Origin of the sequence: Vibrio splendidus (assembly GCF_024347615.1) — a bacterium.
Classification (GTDB): domain Bacteria; phylum Pseudomonadota; class Gammaproteobacteria; order Enterobacterales; family Vibrionaceae; genus Vibrio; species Vibrio splendidus.
The window spans coordinates 3701269-3718059 of sequence record NZ_AP025508.1 but is presented as its reverse complement, the minus strand read 5'-3'; the positions used below and the strand labels follow the sequence as shown (position 1 = coordinate 3718059).

Genomic DNA, 16791 nt, shown 5'->3' with positions numbered 1-16791 from the left:
TGCTAACCAAGCGGTTACTCTGCTTGGTGAATACTCTCTTGAATCGTCAGACGGACCTCTGGGTAAAGCATTGAGTAAAGAAGCTTAGCGAATTGCTGAGTCTTTTCTAAATCGCAGTTACCATCGTTATCCAAATATTGCTGCTGTTTCAAAGTTGCGAACATCGACGCAAACACACCTTTATCGAAGAACTCTGGTGCATTAATGCCTTGTAGACGTCCCAGTCGTTGTGCGATGTCTTGGCTCTTCTGCTCAAGATCAGATTTATCCAGATCAGGGTTTTCTGCCAATAGGTTCAAAGCAATAGAGTAGCGCTGTAGCGTTTCTGAAATCGTACGGCCTAACAGCATCAGTGCTTGGCTGTTTGACTGGTTGATGGTGACTTGGTTGTCCGACACTACAAGCATACCTTGGCCAACAAGCTCTTCAATGATGTTCGCCACCACGCTTTCAAGCTGATCTTCGTCGTAGCTTAAGAACAACTCTTTCTTCAAGAACGGGTAGATAGCAGCAACGTTCTCTTGAATCGTGTCAATGGTTAGGCCGTGCTGACGAATGGTCATCTGAGCAATTAATGATGGTAGAGCAAACAAATGAATGATGTTATTACGGTAGTAGGTCATCAGAATTGACTGGTGACGGTCTAGCGAAATGATGTCGCCCATTGAGTCTGATTCAATTAGGAACTTGTTCAGCGATTCAGCGTGTTTTACCAGATCATCAGCGCTGTCTTTTGGTACCGTAAATGTATCAGAGTAAGGTACGTTCTTAAGCAGAGACAGGTAACAGTTGATCTGAGAAACCAAAGAATCACGAGACAATGCACGCTGTCTTGAAGCCAGTAACGCCGTTGCACAAAGTGTTAGTGCGTTGGTCGCTGCCGCATCGTTAATGTGTGTCATCATTTTGGTTGCCAGGTCATTGACCACTGGATTCATCCATTGTGGCTTGCTGGTTCCCATTGGATCGATATCTTTAGTCCACTCTGGAGCGTGCTCGTTCAGATATTGGTTAAGCTGAATCGGCTCACCAAAGTTCACGTAGCCTTTACCAAAATTGCGCAGTTTACGGAGCGTACGAATCACTAGGCTTGCATTTTCTTTTTCTTTGCGCTTACCACGAAGTTCTTTTGCGTAGGTCGCCACTTCCATTACGTGCTCATAGCCGATGTACACAGGTACTAACGTCACTGGACGGTTCATGCCGCGCAGCATAGCCTGAATAGTCATCGCCAACATGCCGGTTTTAGCTTGTAGCAGGCGACCTGTACGAGAGCGACCACCTTCACTGAAATACTCGACCGAGTAACCTTTGGCGAACAATTCCGCCAGATATTCACGGAAAATAGTCGAGTACAGCTTGTTGCCTTTGAAGCTACGACGAATAAAGAACGCACCACCATGACGGAAAATAGGACCGGCAGGGAAGAAGTTCAGATTGATACCCGCAGCGATATGCGGCGGCACCATGCCTTCGTGGTAAAGCACGTAAGAAAGTAGTAAGTAATCCATGTGACTACGATGACAAGGCACATAAACGATCTCGTGACCATCTTGAGCCAGCTTACGAACGGTTGAAGCGTTGCTGATATGCAGGCCTTGGTACAACTTATTCCACAACCAACCAAGAATCTTCTCACCGCGTTTGATTAGCGAATAAGAGAAGTTCGCAGCAATCTCGTCCATGATGTCTTGAGCTTCTTTACTCGCTTTCTCGATCGAGATGTTCTTTGCTTGTGCTTCATCTTCAATCGCTTTCTTGATCGCTTCAGATTTTAGTAGGCGGTCAAACAGAGCTTGGCGACTTGGCAGGTTAGGACCTGATGCTGCCAGTTTTTGGCGAGAAAAGTGAATACGTGCCACGCGCGCCAGTTTGTGTGCGATGGTGTTGTCGGTGCCGTGTGAGTTAGCCATGTAACGCAGAGAAACCACAGGACTAAAGCGAACCAAGCAGTCACGACCTGCCAGTAATACCGCTTTTGATTTCTCTAAGCCGTTCATTGCTTGTAGGTAAGGTTTCTGGTTATTCTCTTTACCAGGCTTACGACCCCACAATACAGTAGCAGGGATAACTTGAACGTCGAGATCAGAGTCTTCAGCATGCAGTGAAAGCAGCTCAGAGAAGACTTCAATTGATGAGCTTGGTACATAATCATCGTCTTGCAGTAGAGTTTTGCGAGAAGAGATAAAAACGTAGCGTTGCAGTGATTTGCCATTGATTTCAAGCTTGCTCAACGGATCAGGTAACCCTAATTCAAGTGCATGTTTTTGCAATGTAAGAATGTCTACACTTGAGCGAAACGGTAAGGCGTATACAATCGGTTTGCTCAAATCAATGTTCAAATCCTCAACAGGGTTTGAAGGAATTGATGTGCCCTTTACCAATACGGATAAAGGTAGCTTCATTAATGAACGTGAAAAAGATTGTCCAGAAGACATATAGGTTCACTGCCTCAATAGTTATTTCAATGTGCTCAAGCGTATCTCTATTTCTATGATGAAAAGGATAAATCCTGTGAGTGAAATAGGGATAAGCCTAGGCGTAAATTTAATCGATGCAAGAATACCAGAAACTGGTCTAACCTTTTAATGGAAATAGTCATATTGCCGTTAAGTTTGTGGAAAATCATTCATCGACTGATTGAGTATAGGGTTAAAAATGACCAAAAAATCAAACACCGGATTCAAACGTATCGTGAAAGCGGCGGGCTTTTCATGGCAAGGCATCACGAGCTCGTTTAAAAACGAGGCGGCATTTCGACAAGAAGTATTCATGGCCGCAGTGCTTATTCCGTTGGCGTTTTACTTAGATGTAAGCCAAGTTGAGAGAATCTTGATGATTTCAGCCGTCGTGTTGGTGATGGTTGTCGAGTTGATCAATACCGCGATTGAAGCGGTCGTTGACCGAATCGGTAGTGAACATCATGAGCTTTCTGGGATGGCGAAAGATGTTGGCTCAGCTGCAGTTTTTATCTGTTTAGTATTAGCGGGTTACGTGTGGCTAGAGATCTTGTTTTTGTAATTCGCTAAAAATGAACTAAAAACAACCAATTGCTTTGCTTTTGTTCAGTTACTGGATATACTCACAGTCAACTGTATAAAAAGACAGGTGAATCATGAAGCCGTTAACGCCCCGCCAGCAACAAGTTTTTGACCTTATCAAAAGTAAGATCGAAGATTTCGGTATGCCACCGACACGTGCAGAAATCGCGCGCGAACTTGGCTTCCGTTCTGCTAATGCTGCAGAAGAACATTTAAAAGCTCTTGCTCGTAAAGAAGCGATTGAGATTATCCCGGGTGCGTCTCGTGGTATTCGTATTTTGCTTGAAGATGCAGCGAATGAAGAGCAAGGTTTACCACTAATCGGTCAGGTTGCCGCTGGTGAGCCTATTTTGGCTCAAGAGCATGTAGAAATGCATTATCAAGTTGATCCAGGCATGTTTAAACCACAAGCTGACTTCTTACTTCGTGTAAATGGCGAAAGTATGAAAGACATCGGTATTATGGACGGTGATCTATTAGCTGTTCATAAAACACAAGATGTCCGCGATGGTCAGGTTGTCGTGGCTCGTGTCGATGATGATGTAACGGTAAAACGCCTAGAACGTAAAGGTTCAACGGTGCTGTTACACGCTGAAAATGAAGAGTTTTCTCCAATCCATGTCGATCTAGAATCTCAACACTTGTCTATTGAAGGGCTGGCTGTTGGTATTATCCGCAACACGGACTGGATGTAATCAGTACAAACAGCTTATTGATATTTATTCTCAATAACTTGTTATTGTAATTGATATTCATTATCATCTTCTTTGTCGAGATACAAGGAAGATGATGATGCCAAATCCAACCAAACCTCAAATAAAGCCGCTTATTCCTAAGCCGCGCTCTTCTGTTCAAAAGGCTCCTTTTGATCAAGGGTCTGCACATCAGGAATTCCAAGTTCCGACGGATCTCGTTCAACATCTTTGGTTTCGCAGCCGCGAAAGCCTTGCCGATGACGGCCTAGTCTATGACCCTATCGCAGCTCAAGCCTGCAAGCGCTGCCAATTAGCACCAGAATGTCTTACTGGTGAACTCGACCAACAACAACTTCTCTACGCAACATTGACTCAGCTTTGTGACTCTCAAGTTCAACAATTTCTATCTCATAACCCAGATGCTTGGATTATCAATGTTGGGGCAGGCCTCGATACTCGTTTCTACCGTTTAGATAATGGCCGCTGTCATTGGGTTGAATTGGATGTAACTGAAAATCTAGTTTGGCGCCAACGCCTGTTTCACAAGAATGAGCGCTACCGTTTGGAGTGTGGTTCGGTTGACGATCTGACTTGGTTAGATGAGCTCAACATCCCAGAACAAGCCTCAGTGATGGTGGTGTGCGAGCATGCTTTGCTTGATTGCAATGAACAACAAACTGCATATTTTATTCAGTCATTGAGTCGTTACTTTACTCATGCACACGCGTGTTTAGTGTTAGCTGGAGACAAAAGCTCTAGTGCTCTGGGGCAAAAGCTTGGTTCAGGAAAATATGCACATGGCTTATCTTCTCCAGTAGACAGTGTTCTTAATTGGTTGCCATGGGCGCAATGGGTAAAAGCGTTTTCTCCACTTGATCAACAATGCAATCGTTGGAAATTGTGGCAGCGATTACTGTGTAAGATTTCTCAGGTCAAAAAGCGCTTAACGCCACAGTTAGTGCTTGTTAAGTGGTAGTGCTAGCGACTTTGTTTGCAGGTAGCTGAATAGACGTATCAAGATAAGTAAAACCCCACAACATAGTGAAAGCCCACCCACTAGGTTAAACTATCGCCTCTAATCAAAGAGGTGATCGTGAAGCTATTTAATCCCCAAACTATTTTTCAAACGCTATCCAATCAGGCGATGCACAAAAAAGTGCTATTGCTCGCGATCCCGATGGTTCTCTCTAATATTACGGTTCCACTGCTGGGCTTAGTTGATGCTGCAGTTATCGGTCACCTAGAGCATTCTTGGTATTTAGGTGGTGTGGCCTTAGGCGGCACCATGATCAGTGTGACCTTCTGGTTGCTTGGTTTCCTGCGTATGTCGACGACTGGATTGGCCGCGCAATCTTATGGTGCGAATGATGGTAAGCAGCTTGGTTTAGTCTTTGTGCAAGGCGTGACTATGGCCTTAGGGTTTGCTGGTGTCTTTTTGCTTTTACACAGCTTTGTTGCGGATGCGGTTTTCTCATTGAGCAGTGCCAGCGAGCAAGTCAAACATTATGGCCTGCAGTACTTCTCTATCCGTGCCTGGAGTGCACCTGCTGCGCTAACTAACTTTGTGCTGTTAGGTTGGTTGCTCGGAACCCAAAATGCCAAAGCGCCAATGTGGATGGTGATTATCACTAATATCACCAACATTGTTTTAGATATCGTATTTGTGATTGGCCTCGGCTGGCAAGTTGAAGGTGCGGCATTGGCATCGGTGATAGCGGACTATGCGGGTCTAACGTTTGGCTTAATTTGTGTTTATCGAATCTGGATGAAGAGGCAACTGCCATCTCCATGGGAGTTGCTTAAGAAAACCAGCCAAGGTTTGAGTCGTTTCGTAAAACTGAATCGCGATATCTTTCTGCGTTCGCTGTGTCTGCAAGCGACTTTCACTTTTATGACCTTCCAAGGCGCAAGCTTTGGTGATGATGTGGTGGCGGCCAATGCGGTATTGATGAGCTTCTTGATGATCATCTCTTATGGGATGGATGGTTTTGCTTATGCAATGGAAGCTATGGTCGGAAAGGCGATTGGCGCGAAAGATAAAGAAGAGTTAAATCAGTCTTTGATTGGCACTTTCTTCTGGAGCTTCAATATTTGTTTGATACTGACCATAGCGTTCGCGATTGCTGGGTCTAGTTTGATTAATATGATTACTACAATTCCAGAGGTTAAGAGTCAGGCTGAGGTGTATCTGCCATGGCTGATTGCGATGCCGCTCATTTCTATGTGGTGCTTCTTGCTAGACGGGATTTTCGTGGGCGCTACCAAAGGCAAAGATATGCGTAACAGTATGTTTGTGGCCACCTGCAGTTTCTTTGCGATTTTCTACTTAGCATCAGGTTTAGAGAACCATGCGCTGTGGCTAGCAATGTTGAGCTTTATGGCAATGCGCGGCATTGGTCTTGGTGTTCTATTTATCTCTCAGTGGAAGAAAGGGGAGTTTCTCGCTTAGCTTAGATAGATTAGATAGATTAGATAGATTAGATAGATTAGTTCAGGGAGCGAAAAAGAGAAGCTGTGCAGGTAAAGTGGCATTTGGAACACCATGATCTAATTGCTAGCATGATTATATAATTCAGTAGTTTAAATAAAAACAGCAAGCTCATGGCTTGCTGTTTATGTATTTGGCCTACAGGTAGTCAAATAGTCCTATTGGTTCTTTGTTTAGAACAAACGGTTAAGTCCGTTCAGCGCTGCGACGCGATAAGCTTCGGCCATTGTTGGATAGTTGAAGGTCGTATTCACAAAGTACTCGATGGTGTTGGCTTCGCCTTTCTGTTCCATGATTGCCTGACCGATGTGGATGATCTCAGCAGCACGCTCACCAAAAACGTGGATACCTAAAATCTCTTTAGTTTCACGATGGAAAAGTATCTTCAAGCTACCAATATCTTTACCTGCGATTTGAGCACGAGCTAAGTGTTTGAATGAAGATCGTCCCACTTCATAAGGTACTTTAGCCGCAGTAAGCTCTTGTTCTGTTTTACCGACAGAGCTGATCTCAGGAATGGTATAGATACCTGTTGGGATGTCTTCGATAAGGTGTCGTTCTGCTTCACCTTTCACCACGGCTTGAGCCACGAATCGACCTTGGTCATAAGCAGCACTTGCTAGGCTAGGATAACCAATCACATCACCAACAGCGTAAACATGTTCAACACTGGTTTGGTAGTTGCTGTTGACTGATACTTGTCCTCGAGAGTCCGCTTCTAAGCCAACGGCACCAAGATTCAACTTGTCAGTATTACCCGTTCGGCCATTGGCATACAGTAGACAGTCGGCACGCATTTTCTTACCAGACTCTAAGTGAATGATCACGCCATCGTCAGTACCTTCAATTTTCTCAAAGGTTTCATCGTTACGAATAACAACGCCGCTGTTCCAGAAGTGATAAGACAGAGCATCCGAGGTTTCATTGTCTAAGAATGACAACAGGCGATCGCGAGTATTAATAAGATCGGTTTTAACGCCTAAACCACGGAAGATTGAAGCGTATTCACAACCAATAACGCCAGCACCATAGATGATGATGTGTTGAGGGTCGTGTTTAAGAGAAAGAATCGAGTCGCTGTCGTAGATACGTTCATGCAGAAAGTCGACGTTGTCTGGCTGATAAGGGCGAGAACCTGTTGCGATAACAAATTTGTCTGCGCTGTAATGTTCTTCAGTACCATCGCTCTGCATTACAGAGATAGTGTTAGTATCGATAAAACGCGCAGTACCAAACACTAATGTGCACTGGTTACGGTCGTAGAAGCCTTGACGCAATCGAGTCTGTTTGTCGATGACTGACTTAGCATGCCCCAGAATGTTGGAGAACGTTGAGTGAATGCTTTTATTATTCTGACAAAACAGCGGGTTGCTATTGAATTCAATGATGCGGCTTACTGCATGACGTAGCGCTTTTGAAGGAATCGTTCCCCAGTGGGTGCAACCACCACCAACGCTGCTCTCTTTTTCAATGATTGCAACGTTCAACCCGGCTTTGGTTAATCCCATCGCTGCCCCTTCTCCTCCGGGGCCACTACCAATTACGATTACATCAAAGTGGTTGGAGTGCGGCATAGATATCTTCCTTGTTATATTTGATTAACATTGCTTTAGCGAGATTTTAACTGATTCTGTTCTTGGGTACATGAAAAGGGCATCAGAGAGTCGGTGGGATCACGCAGTGTTATCGAAAAAATAATATTTGGTATGTCGTATGTCTCCAAATGACAGTGTGGATATTGAAATTTTTTCTTCGAACGTATTTACTTCGGTACGTGAACAAAGAGGTGTGTTTAGTGTCTTATATAACCAGAGTGCCTTATATAAATATGTGATTCGCGTTATATTGAACAGAGTATTAGGCATGCCTGTTTAGGCTGTAAAAGAAGAGTTTGATAAAGTATGAAACCAATGGGCATTCGCGCGCAGCAAAAAGAAAAAACTCGTCGCAGCTTAATCGACGCAGCATTTAGCCAGCTCAGTGCCGATCGTAGCTTTTCCAACCTAAGCTTGAGAGAAGTTGCTCGTGAGGCTGGAATAGCGCCGACTTCCTTTTATCGTCATTTCAAAGACATGGATGAGCTTGGCTTAACCATGGTTGATGAAGGTGGCTTACTGTTGCGTCAGCTAATGCGTCAAGCTAGGCAACGCATAGTAAAAGAAGGCAGTGTGATTCGTACCTCGGTTGAAACCTTTATGGAGTTCATTGAAAGCAGCCCAAACGTATTCAGACTGTTATTGCGAGAGCGCTCAGGAACCTCTTTTGAGTTTCGTGCTGCGGTAGCTCGTGAGATACAGCACTTCTCTGCTGAGTTAACCGAATATTTGATAACGACTGGCATGACACGAGATGAAGCTTTTACTCAAGCTGAAGCCTCCGTCATTTTGGTCTTCAACTCAGGGGCAGAAGCATTAGATTTAGATCGACGTCAGCGAGATGAATTGGCTGATCGCTTGATCATGCAATTGCGAATGATGGCCAAAGGTGCTTTTTGGTATCGTAAAGAACGTGAACGTAACCGATTAAAAGGCGGGATTGAATAATGTCGAATGAAAATAATACTGTAAACCGTGGTTCTGAAAGAAAGACACTCGTACTTGCTGTTGTTGCAGGTGTGTGTGGTGATGCACTGTTATCTTGGGTAACAATGAGCGAAGTGGGCTTCTCTATTTTCCCATTGATTGCTTTAGTTTTGGCTGTACAAGCGCTTTACCAAGAATACCTAACTAATCCAGTATCTGAAGATATTCCATTAGTGGGTTTAGCTTGTTTCTTTGTAGGTGCATTTGGCCATTCGGCTTTTGTGAAAGCACAACACCCTGATGCAGGATCAAACTTCTTCGCGATTATCGTCGCGATGCTACTGCTCGCTTGGGTAGGTAAGAAACTAGGCTTTATCGGTAAAACCGCTTAAACCAACGTATAAATAAAAAAACGAGCCAATTGGCTCGTTTTTTTGTATCTGCTGTTTAGCTTCGACTTCGACCTAGATAGCGAGACTTACGCTTTACGCTCTAGGAATACACCGGCTTCCATGTGGTGCGTATAAGGGAACTGGTCAAATAGAGCAAAACGAGTGATGTCGTGTGTTTCGCTTAGAATGTCTAGGTTCTCTTTCAATGTCTCAGGGTTACAAGAGATGTACATGATACGCTCGTAGCCTTGAACCATTTTACAAGTATCAACGTCCATACCTGAACGCGGTGGATCAACAAAGATAGTGTTGCAGTTGTAGCTCTTTAGATCGATGTTTGCTTGTTGTAGGCGGCGGAATTCACGCTTACCTTCCATTGCTACGGTAAAATCTTCCGCAGACATACGAATGATCTGAACATTATCAATCTTGTTCGCCGCAATGTTGTATTGAGCAGACTCAACAGATGGCTTCGCTAGCTCAGTTGCAAGTACACGCTCAAAGTTTTGTGCCAGAGCTAATGAGAAGTTACCGTTGCCACAGTAAAGCTCTAATAAGTCACCTTTGCTGTCTTGAGTACAGTCGACAGCCCATTCAAGCATTTTCTCTGCTACTTTACCGTTTGGTTGAGTAAAGCTGTTCTCTACTTGTTGGTAAATGTAGCTGTCACCATTCACGTCTAGCTTTTCAATTACGTAGTCGCGATCAAGGACGATTTTCATCTTACGCGCACGGCCAATCAGGTTTAGGTTAAAACCTTCATCATTCAATTGCTGCTTCAGTGCTTTAGCATCTTGAATCCATTGCTCACCCAATTGACGGTGGTAAAGCAGTGATACCAAAATCTCACCACTCAACGTAGAAAGAAAATCTACTTGGAATAGCTTGTGGCGTAGAGAGTGGTTGTCTTTCATTGCATCTGTTAGTAGAGGCATTAAATCGTTGATAAGACGGCTAGCTGCTGGGAACTGGTCTACACGGTATTTTTCTTTGGTCTCTTGATTGAACATGACGTAATACATATCGTCACCTTCATGCCACACGCGAAATTCAGCACGCATGCGGTAGTGTTGTTCTGGAGATTTATACACTTCCAACTCAGGCACATCGTATTGTGAGAACATTTCAGTAAGACGTTCAGTCTTTTCTGCTAGTTGTTCTTGGTAGCGTTGCGGGTTTACATCTAAATTCGCCATTGTTATGCCTTTTTGCTGTCGTGCTTTTAAATCAAGAGCGCAGATTTTATTCAATCACAGGCGCTTGTCCAGTGTTGAGAGCTATTCAATGTAAATCGAGCATGAAAACTATAGCTTATAACTATCTTAGACTAGACAAATGATTCATAGGTTAATACTATCTCCCGCAAGCTGGTGCCATTTGGATGTATAGATGGCTGAAGAGGGAATCTGGTGTAAATCCAGAACTGACGCGCAGCGGTAAGAGAGAACGAGTATTCAAAGACACTGCAAATAGCTTTTTGTGGGAAGTCGAATATGAGGTAAACCATAAGGTTGTGCTCTTGAGTCCGAATACCTGCCAGCGGCTAAGCCATACAATGTGGCTTGGTAGGACTTTACGCGATTTAGGATCACAACATGAACAAATCCCTTTTAGCGGTTGCTGTAGCATCGCTACTTTCACCTATCTCCAATTTACACGCCCAAGAAGCATCTGCCGATGAAACTATGGTGGTTACGGCTAACCGTTTTGAGCAAAGCACCGAAAGTGTTGTTGCTCAAGTTGAGGTTGTGACACGTCAAGATATAGCTCGTATTCAAGCTAAGTCATTAACTGATGTCTTCAAACGATTAACGGGTATTCAAGTTACACAGAATGGCGGTAGAGGCCAACAAGCTTCGATCTTTGTTCGAGGAGCTAACTCTGATCAGGTTCTCGTATTAATTGACGGTATTCGTTTTGCTCGAGCAGCAAAGGGTGGTGTCGATTTTAGTCAGTTACCAATCACATTTGTTGACCGAGTGGAATATGTTCGTGGAGCTCGTGCATCAATGTATGGTTCTGAGGCGATCGGTGGTGTTATTAATATCATTACAGTTGCGAGTTCTGACAATGAAGAAACAGCAGTAAGTGCGGGGCTGGGAAGTTTAGATTATCAAGAGCTTAGCTTTGTTAGTGGTAATAAGGTTGGTGAAAACGGTCACTTGAACGTATCCGTTGGCTACGACTCTGATGAGGGTTACAACGTTCACCCATTACCAGGTGTAAACGATGGAGACCGTCATGGATTTGAATCACGCAACGCGCTAATTGGCTACGTACATAATTTTGATCAGCAATGGAGTGGTTTCGCGAACTTCAGAATGTTTGAAACGATCTCTCAGTACGATGGTTCATTCGGTACTGCTCATTCATATAAAGAAGCTGAAGTTCAAAACTCTACGGTTGCCGCTGGCGTTAAATTTAGCGGTAGTGAACTCAAGTCAGATTTCCTTATTAACTATCAGAACCAAGACAACTGGAACTACGAGCAATCTCTAGGTAAAAACTCAGCATCGGCAACATCTGATGAACTTGAGCAGTTAAACCTACAGTGGGTAAACTCATACAAAGTGGCTTCAGCACTAACTCTAAGTGGTGGTGTTGATTGGCGAGATGAAGCTTACATTGTAAAACCATCAAATACTGAATATGACAGAACTAACGTTGCATACTTCGCAGCACTAAACGCAGATGCGGATAAAGTGTTTGGTGAGCTGAGCCTTCGTGTTGATGATAATGAGCAATTTGGTACCGAAACTACTTATAACACAGGGTTAGGCTATCGTTATGCGGAGTGGCTTGTTGTTAAAGCAGCTTATGGTACATCCTTCAAGGCGCCTAACTTGTATCAATTATATAGCTACTACGGTAATGAGCAGCTAGAAGCGGAAAAAGCTGATTCGGTAGAGCTGACTTTTAGTGGCCTAATTAAAGGCGTTGATTGGTCGATTACTGGATATGATACTAATGTCGAAGACTTGATTGATTATAACTATGCGACGAGTAAGTACTACAACACTGATGGTGAAAGCCAATTGCGTGGTGTGGAAATTGTCGTAGGTTTTGATACATACTTTATTAACCATCAAGTAAGCGCTAATTTTCAAGATCCTGAAGACCAATCAGGTGAGCAGCTAGTCCGCCGCGCCAAAGAGAGCTACAAGTATAATGCGATAGCTAGTTTTGATGAGGTTGATGTTTCATTAGGTTACCAATACGTAGGTGAGCGACCTGACTTATCTGAAGATCTTGCAGCATATAGTTTATTTGATGTGTCAGTTAACTACTATGCGAATGAAAACCTTACTTTAAATGGTCGAGTAGATAACTTGACTGATGAAGAGTATGAGACAGCTGGTGGATACCCATCTCCAGAGCGTACATATTACGTAAATGCTATTTACCAATTCTAATTTACACCTAAACCGCCTCCGGGCGGTTTTTTCTTATTGGGTATATCAATGAAAAAGAAAGTCGTCATAAGTTGGTCGTCAGGTAAAGACTCGACATTAACGCTGGAGCGTCTACTTGAAAGCTCCGAATATGAAGTTGTCGCTCTCTATACGACATATGTTGGAGATGAGGTTCCTTTCCAAGTGACTCCGATTGATGTTGTTGCAATGCAGGCGCAATTAGTCGGTTTACCATTAATCACGATTGAGCTTCCAGAAGTGTTCCCTAGTAATGAGATTTATCAAAGTACTATTGTCTCCGCACTTAAAGGTTCTGGCTTATCAATTGATGCGGTCGCGTTTGGAGACATGTTCTGTAATGGCATTGCTGATTATCGAAGAAGCTATATAGAACCAGCAGGTTGGGAGTGTGTATTTCCTCTAATGGGAGAGAGCAGTCAGGTACTTGCGAGTGAAATAATAGACAGAGGAATCGAAACCTTTCTTGTCACAGTCGATAGCGATGCATTAGACATGAGCTATTGCGGGAAAGAATACACGTTTGACCTAATAGACAGCTTACCGAGTCATGTCGATCCATGTGGCGAAGATGGTGAGTTCCATACCTTAGTGACGTCAGCGCCATGCTTTAGAGGTAAGCTCAAGATAGACCTAGAAAATGTAGAGCAAGGTGAGCGCTTTGTTCATCAACGTTATCAAGCTTGCATTATATAGAGTGAGGATTGGCGAAAACTAAGCGAAGGGGTATCATTGCAGCGAAACTTATTACAGGTAATCGTTGTGTCGGATAGTCTACAAAAAAACATATTGGTCTTTGATTCTGGGGTGGGTGGTCTATCCGTATATAAAGAGATAAGCCAGTTACTACCGAATCATAACTATACTTATGTATTCGATAACGAGGCTTACCCATACGGTGAGCTCGACCAGCAAGTCCTTATCCACAGAGTTCAAAGCATCGTCACCAGTTTTGTGGCTAGCCACGCTATTGATATTGTGGTGATAGCCTGCAATACAGCAAGTACGATTGTCTTACCTACACTTCGGGCTAATAACTCAATCCCAATTGTCGGGGTTGTTCCGGCAATCAAGCCTGCATCCCTACTTGCCAATAAAGCCGTTGGTCTGATTGCAACACCTGCAACGATTACTCGTGAATACACACACGAGCTCATCAAAAACTTCTCTAGTAATAAAAAAGTCGAGCTTTTAGGTTCTACTCGGCTGGTGGATATGGCCGAAGATAAACTCAGAGGTGAGGCGATTGACCTTGAAGAGTTGCAGCAAATCCTTCAACCGATGATCAATACAATCGATGTGGCCGTTTTAGGATGCACACATTTCCCGCTGATAAAATCTGAGATTCAACAAGTCTTAGGTAAGAGTGTTTTATTGGTTGATTCCGGTAAAGCGATTGCGAAGCGAGTTCAAGATTTATTGGATTTGGAAAGTGGTAATAAAGAAGGGGGAGTGCGCGAGGTTTTTTGTAGTGCACTTCCTAAGAAAGAAAGTGCACTAAATAGCATGTTAAAGCAGTTAGGATTTAGCTCAGTTCAGCTTCGTCCGTTTCTGGATGTTTAGGATCATTTGCAACTCGCACTTTTAAAGTTCGTTGCATGTAATCTTTATCGTTAAGTTCTGAAATAGCATGATTCACATCATTGCTAGCCATTACGACAAATCCAAAGCCTCTTCTTTTACCAGTACGTTTGTCTTTCATTAAGCGTACTGCAAATACTTCACCATACTCTGAGAATAATTCACGTACGTGTGATTCATTCGCTTTGTATGGAAGGTTACCTACATAAAGTGTTTTTGTTGATGCCTTAGGTTCTGAATCTGATTTTGAGTCGGTGCTTGAAAAGTTAACAACAAAAGCGGAAGCCAAGACACCAAGGATAAAGGTAATTGCAGGCGATATATCTACCTGAGAGAAAACAATGCCACCTAGAACAGCTAGTGCGACAATTAACAACATCGATTTTTTTGAGTTCATATCGGAATACTACATATTAATAAACGAAATAGACGCATCTACTCTTAACAAAATAGATACATGAATCTTACGTTCATGGTTTCCATTTTGCCAATGTATTGCTGTGATACGTCTCAAATGTTTAGTTTTTATTCGAAAAATGCGGATCTGGTGGCTTTTTAGGCGAACAAAACTTTTATTCAAAAAAGCCCTTGTGCTCTATGTCGATCTCTCTATAATGCCGCCTCACCGACACGGAGTGAGACGAAAGTCACACAGCGAAATCGGTAGAGAAAAAGGAGTTGAAAATAACCCTTGACTCTCTAAGTGGTGCAGGTATAGTACGCACCCCTAGTGGCTGAGATGTAAATCACAAAACGCTAGCGCTCTTTAACAATTTAAACCTATCAATCTGTGTGGGCACTCGTTGATGAATATCAAAACGTTATTGGTTCTTTTTCGAAAGAGCGTAATAACAGTTACTTCGGTAACAAACTTGATTTCAATGAACTGAGTGACCAATACGAATAACTTCGGTTATTTGGCACAGTCAATTCATTACCATTCTGTTGGAATGGTAATAGCTTTAGAATTACATGTTCATGTTTACATGAATATTAGTTTTGAAGTCAGTATTCGTTGAGTCACAAAATCTTAAATTGAAGAGTTTGATCATGGCTCAGATTGAACGCTGGCGGCAGGCCTAACACATGCAAGTCGAGCGGAAACGACACTAACAATCCTTCGGGTGCGTTAATGGGCGTCGAGCGGCGGACGGGTGAGTAATGCCTAGGAAATTGCCTTGATGTGGGGGATAACCATTGGAAACGATGGCTAATACCGCATAATGCCTACGGGCCAAAGAGGGGGATCTTCGGACCTCTCGCGTCAAGATATGCCTAGGTGGGATTAGCTAGTTGGTGAGGTAATGGCTCACCAAGGCGACGATCCCTAGCTGGTCTGAGAGGATGATCAGCCACACTGGAACTGAGACACGGTCCAGACTCCTACGGGAGGCAGCAGTGGGGAATATTGCACAATGGGCGAAAGCCTGATGCAGCCATGCCGCGTGTATGAAGAAGGCCTTCGGGTTGTAAAGTACTTTCAGTTGTGAGGAAGGGGGTAACGTTAATAGCGTTATCTCTTGACGTTAGCAACAGAAGAAGCACCGGCTAACTCCGTGCCAGCAGCCGCGGTAATACGGAGGGTGCGAGCGTTAATCGGAATTACTGGGCGTAAAGCGCATGCAGGTGGTTCATTAAGTCAGATGTGAAAGCCCGGGGCTCAACCTCGGAACTGCATTTGAAACTGGTGAACTAGAGTGCTGTAGAGGGGGGTAGAATTTCAGGTGTAGCGGTGAAATGCGTAGAGATCTGAAGGAATACCAGTGGCGAAGGCGGCCCCCTGGACAGACACTGACACTCAGATGCGAAAGCGTGGGGAGCAAACAGGATTAGATACCCTGGTAGTCCACGCCGTAAACGATGTCTACTTGGAGGTTGTGGCCTTGAGCCGTGGCTTTCGGAGCTAACGCGTTAAGTAGACCGCCTGGGGAGTACGGTCGCAAGATTAAAACTCAAATGAATTGACGGGGGCCCGCACAAGCGGTGGAGCATGTGGTTTAATTCGATGCAACGCGAAGAACCTTACCTACTCTTGACATCCAGAGAAGCCAGCGGAGACGCAGGTGTGCCTTCGGGAACTCTGAGACAGGTGCTGCATGGCTGTCGTCAGCTCGTGTTGTGAAATGTTGGGTTAAGTCCCGCAACGAGCGCAACCCTTATCCTTGTTTGCCAGCGAGTAATGTCGGGAACTCCAGGGAGACTGCCGGTGATAAACCGGAGGAAGGTGGGGACGACGTCAAGTCATCATGGCCCTTACGAGTAGGGCTACACACGTGCTACAATGGCGCATACAGAGGGCAGCAAGCTAGCGATAGTGAGCGAATCCCAAAAAGTGCGTCGTAGTCCGGATTGGAGTCTGCAACTCGACTCCATGAAGTCGGAATCGCTAGTAATCGTGAATCAGAATGTCACGGTGAATACGTTCCCGGGCCTTGTACACACCGCCCGTCACACCATGGGAGTGGGCTGCAAAAGAAGTGGGTAGTTTAACCTTTCGGGGAGGACGCTCACCACTTTGTGGTTCATGACTGGGGTGAAGTCGTAACAAGGTAGCCCTAGGGGAACCTGGGGCTGGATCACCTCCTTATACGAAGATAGTCACGATGAGTGTCCACACAGATTGATGGTTTAGATTTAGTTA

General features: G+C 44.1%; 13 protein-coding genes, 1 rRNA gene and 1 riboswitch. Of the genes, 10 read left to right on the top strand and 4 right to left on the bottom strand.

Annotation, left to right across the window (positions count from 1 at the left end; genetic code table 11):
* Positions 1-14 precede the first annotated feature (14 nt).
* Positions 15-2438 (bottom strand): glycerol-3-phosphate 1-O-acyltransferase PlsB, encoded by a 2424-nt coding sequence (gene plsB, locus OCU90_RS16700; RefSeq protein WP_061025659.1) that lies wholly within the window; start codon positions 2436-2438, stop codon positions 15-17.
* Between the two features lie 220 nt (positions 2439-2658).
* Between plsB and OCU90_RS16695 the strand changes: the two genes are divergently transcribed.
* The 4 genes from OCU90_RS16695 to dinF all read left to right on the top strand — a co-directional run bounded on the left by OCU90_RS16695 (position 2659) and on the right by dinF (position 6185).
* Entirely contained in the window at positions 2659-3021 is a 363-nt protein-coding gene (locus tag OCU90_RS16695; RefSeq protein WP_004736703.1) for a diacylglycerol kinase, read from the top strand.
* Positions 3022-3115: 94 nt separating this feature from the next.
* Entirely contained in the window at positions 3116-3736 is a 621-nt protein-coding gene (lexA, locus tag OCU90_RS16690; RefSeq protein ID WP_004736702.1) for a transcriptional repressor LexA, read from the top strand.
* Between the two features lie 97 nt (positions 3737-3833).
* Entirely contained in the window at positions 3834-4712 is an 879-nt protein-coding gene (locus tag OCU90_RS16685; protein ID WP_029404910.1) for a class I SAM-dependent methyltransferase, read from the top strand.
* Positions 4713-4829: 117 nt separating this feature from the next.
* Positions 4830-6185: an MATE family efflux transporter DinF gene (gene dinF / locus OCU90_RS16680; protein WP_181359983.1), complete on the top strand. Its 1356-nt coding sequence runs from the start codon at positions 4830-4832 to the stop codon at positions 6183-6185.
* Positions 6186-6397: 212 nt separating this feature from the next.
* Here the strand turns inward: dinF and sthA are convergent, their stop codons facing one another.
* Positions 6398-7798, bottom strand: a complete 1401-nt coding sequence (gene sthA / locus OCU90_RS16675) for a Si-specific NAD(P)(+) transhydrogenase (RefSeq protein WP_004736699.1) — start codon at positions 7796-7798, stop codon at positions 6398-6400.
* A gap of 327 nt (positions 7799-8125) precedes the next feature.
* On the opposite strand from sthA, the gene fabR reads away from it, so the two are divergent.
* Together fabR and OCU90_RS16665 are read left to right on the top strand one after the other, a co-directional pair.
* The gene (gene fabR, locus OCU90_RS16670) at positions 8126-8767 is read left to right on the top strand and encodes an HTH-type transcriptional repressor FabR (RefSeq protein ID WP_004736697.1); all 642 of its coding nucleotides are present in this window, start codon (positions 8126-8128) and stop codon (positions 8765-8767) included.
* Complete coding sequence (locus tag OCU90_RS16665) at positions 8767-9138, top strand: YijD family membrane protein (RefSeq protein ID WP_004736696.1); 372 nt, start codon at positions 8767-8769, stop codon at positions 9136-9138. The genes fabR and OCU90_RS16665 overlap by 1 nt, the downstream gene beginning before the upstream one ends.
* 86 nt (positions 9139-9224) lie before the next feature.
* Here OCU90_RS16665 and trmA read toward each other — a convergent pair whose 3' ends face one another.
* Positions 9225-10334, bottom strand: a complete 1110-nt coding sequence (trmA, locus tag OCU90_RS16660; RefSeq protein WP_017104715.1) for a tRNA (uridine(54)-C5)-methyltransferase TrmA — start codon at positions 10332-10334, stop codon at positions 9225-9227.
* A gap of 155 nt (positions 10335-10489) precedes the next feature.
* Positions 10490-10693: riboswitch (cobalamin riboswitch) on the top strand.
* 40 nt (positions 10694-10733) lie between these two features.
* Between trmA and btuB the strand changes: the two genes are divergently transcribed.
* From btuB to murI, 3 genes are read left to right on the top strand one after another with little or no spacing between them, the layout of a single operon-like run.
* A complete protein-coding gene (gene btuB, locus OCU90_RS16655) occupies positions 10734-12551 on the top strand; it encodes a TonB-dependent vitamin B12 receptor (RefSeq protein WP_061025657.1) in 1818 nt (605 codons plus the stop codon).
* Between the two features lie 48 nt (positions 12552-12599).
* Positions 12600-13265 carry a Dph6-related ATP pyrophosphatase gene (locus OCU90_RS16650; RefSeq protein WP_061025654.1) on the top strand — a complete coding sequence of 222 codons (666 nt, stop codon included), beginning with the start codon at positions 12600-12602 and terminating at the stop codon, positions 13263-13265.
* Positions 13266-13325: 60 nt separating this feature from the next.
* On the top strand, positions 13326-14132 hold the full coding sequence (gene murI, locus OCU90_RS16645) for a glutamate racemase (protein ID WP_061025687.1): 807 nt from the start codon (positions 13326-13328) through the stop codon (positions 14130-14132).
* On the opposite strand, the gene OCU90_RS16640 is transcribed toward murI, so the two are convergent.
* Positions 14095-14547, bottom strand: a complete 453-nt coding sequence (locus OCU90_RS16640) for an RNA recognition motif domain-containing protein (protein ID WP_004736687.1) — start codon at positions 14545-14547, stop codon at positions 14095-14097. The two genes, murI and OCU90_RS16640, sit on opposite strands and share 38 nt — an antisense overlap.
* 635 nt (positions 14548-15182) lie before the next feature.
* On the opposite strand from OCU90_RS16640, the gene OCU90_RS16635 reads away from it, so the two are divergent.
* Positions 15183-16737, top strand: a 16S ribosomal RNA gene (locus tag OCU90_RS16635).
* Positions 16738-16791 lie beyond the last annotated feature (54 nt).

Excerpts from the sequence above, each read along its gene's own strand:
- OCU90_RS16665 (WP_004736696.1), top strand. The coding sequence starts at position 8,767 with ATGTCGAATGAAAATAATACTGTAAACCGTGGTTCTGAAAGAAAGACA.
- OCU90_RS16640 (WP_004736687.1), bottom strand. The coding sequence starts at position 14,547 with ATGAACTCAAAAAAATCGATGTTGTTAATTGTCGCACTAGCTGTTCTA.
- fabR (WP_004736697.1), top strand. The coding sequence starts at position 8,126 with ATGAAACCAATGGGCATTCGCGCGCAGCAAAAAGAAAAAACTCGTCGC.
- OCU90_RS16650 (WP_061025654.1), top strand. The coding sequence starts at position 12,600 with ATGAAAAAGAAAGTCGTCATAAGTTGGTCGTCAGGTAAAGACTCGACA.
- OCU90_RS16685 (WP_029404910.1), top strand. The coding sequence starts at position 3,834 with ATGCCAAATCCAACCAAACCTCAAATAAAGCCGCTTATTCCTAAGCCG.
- trmA (WP_017104715.1), bottom strand. The coding sequence starts at position 10,334 with ATGGCGAATTTAGATGTAAACCCGCAACGCTACCAAGAACAACTAGCA.
- plsB (WP_061025659.1), bottom strand. The coding sequence starts at position 2,438 with ATGTCTTCTGGACAATCTTTTTCACGTTCATTAATGAAGCTACCTTTA.
- lexA (WP_004736702.1), top strand. The coding sequence starts at position 3,116 with ATGAAGCCGTTAACGCCCCGCCAGCAACAAGTTTTTGACCTTATCAAA.
- sthA (WP_004736699.1), bottom strand. The coding sequence starts at position 7,798 with ATGCCGCACTCCAACCACTTTGATGTAATCGTAATTGGTAGTGGCCCC.
- OCU90_RS16695 (WP_004736703.1), top strand. The coding sequence starts at position 2,659 with ATGACCAAAAAATCAAACACCGGATTCAAACGTATCGTGAAAGCGGCG.
- btuB (WP_061025657.1), top strand. The coding sequence starts at position 10,734 with ATGAACAAATCCCTTTTAGCGGTTGCTGTAGCATCGCTACTTTCACCT.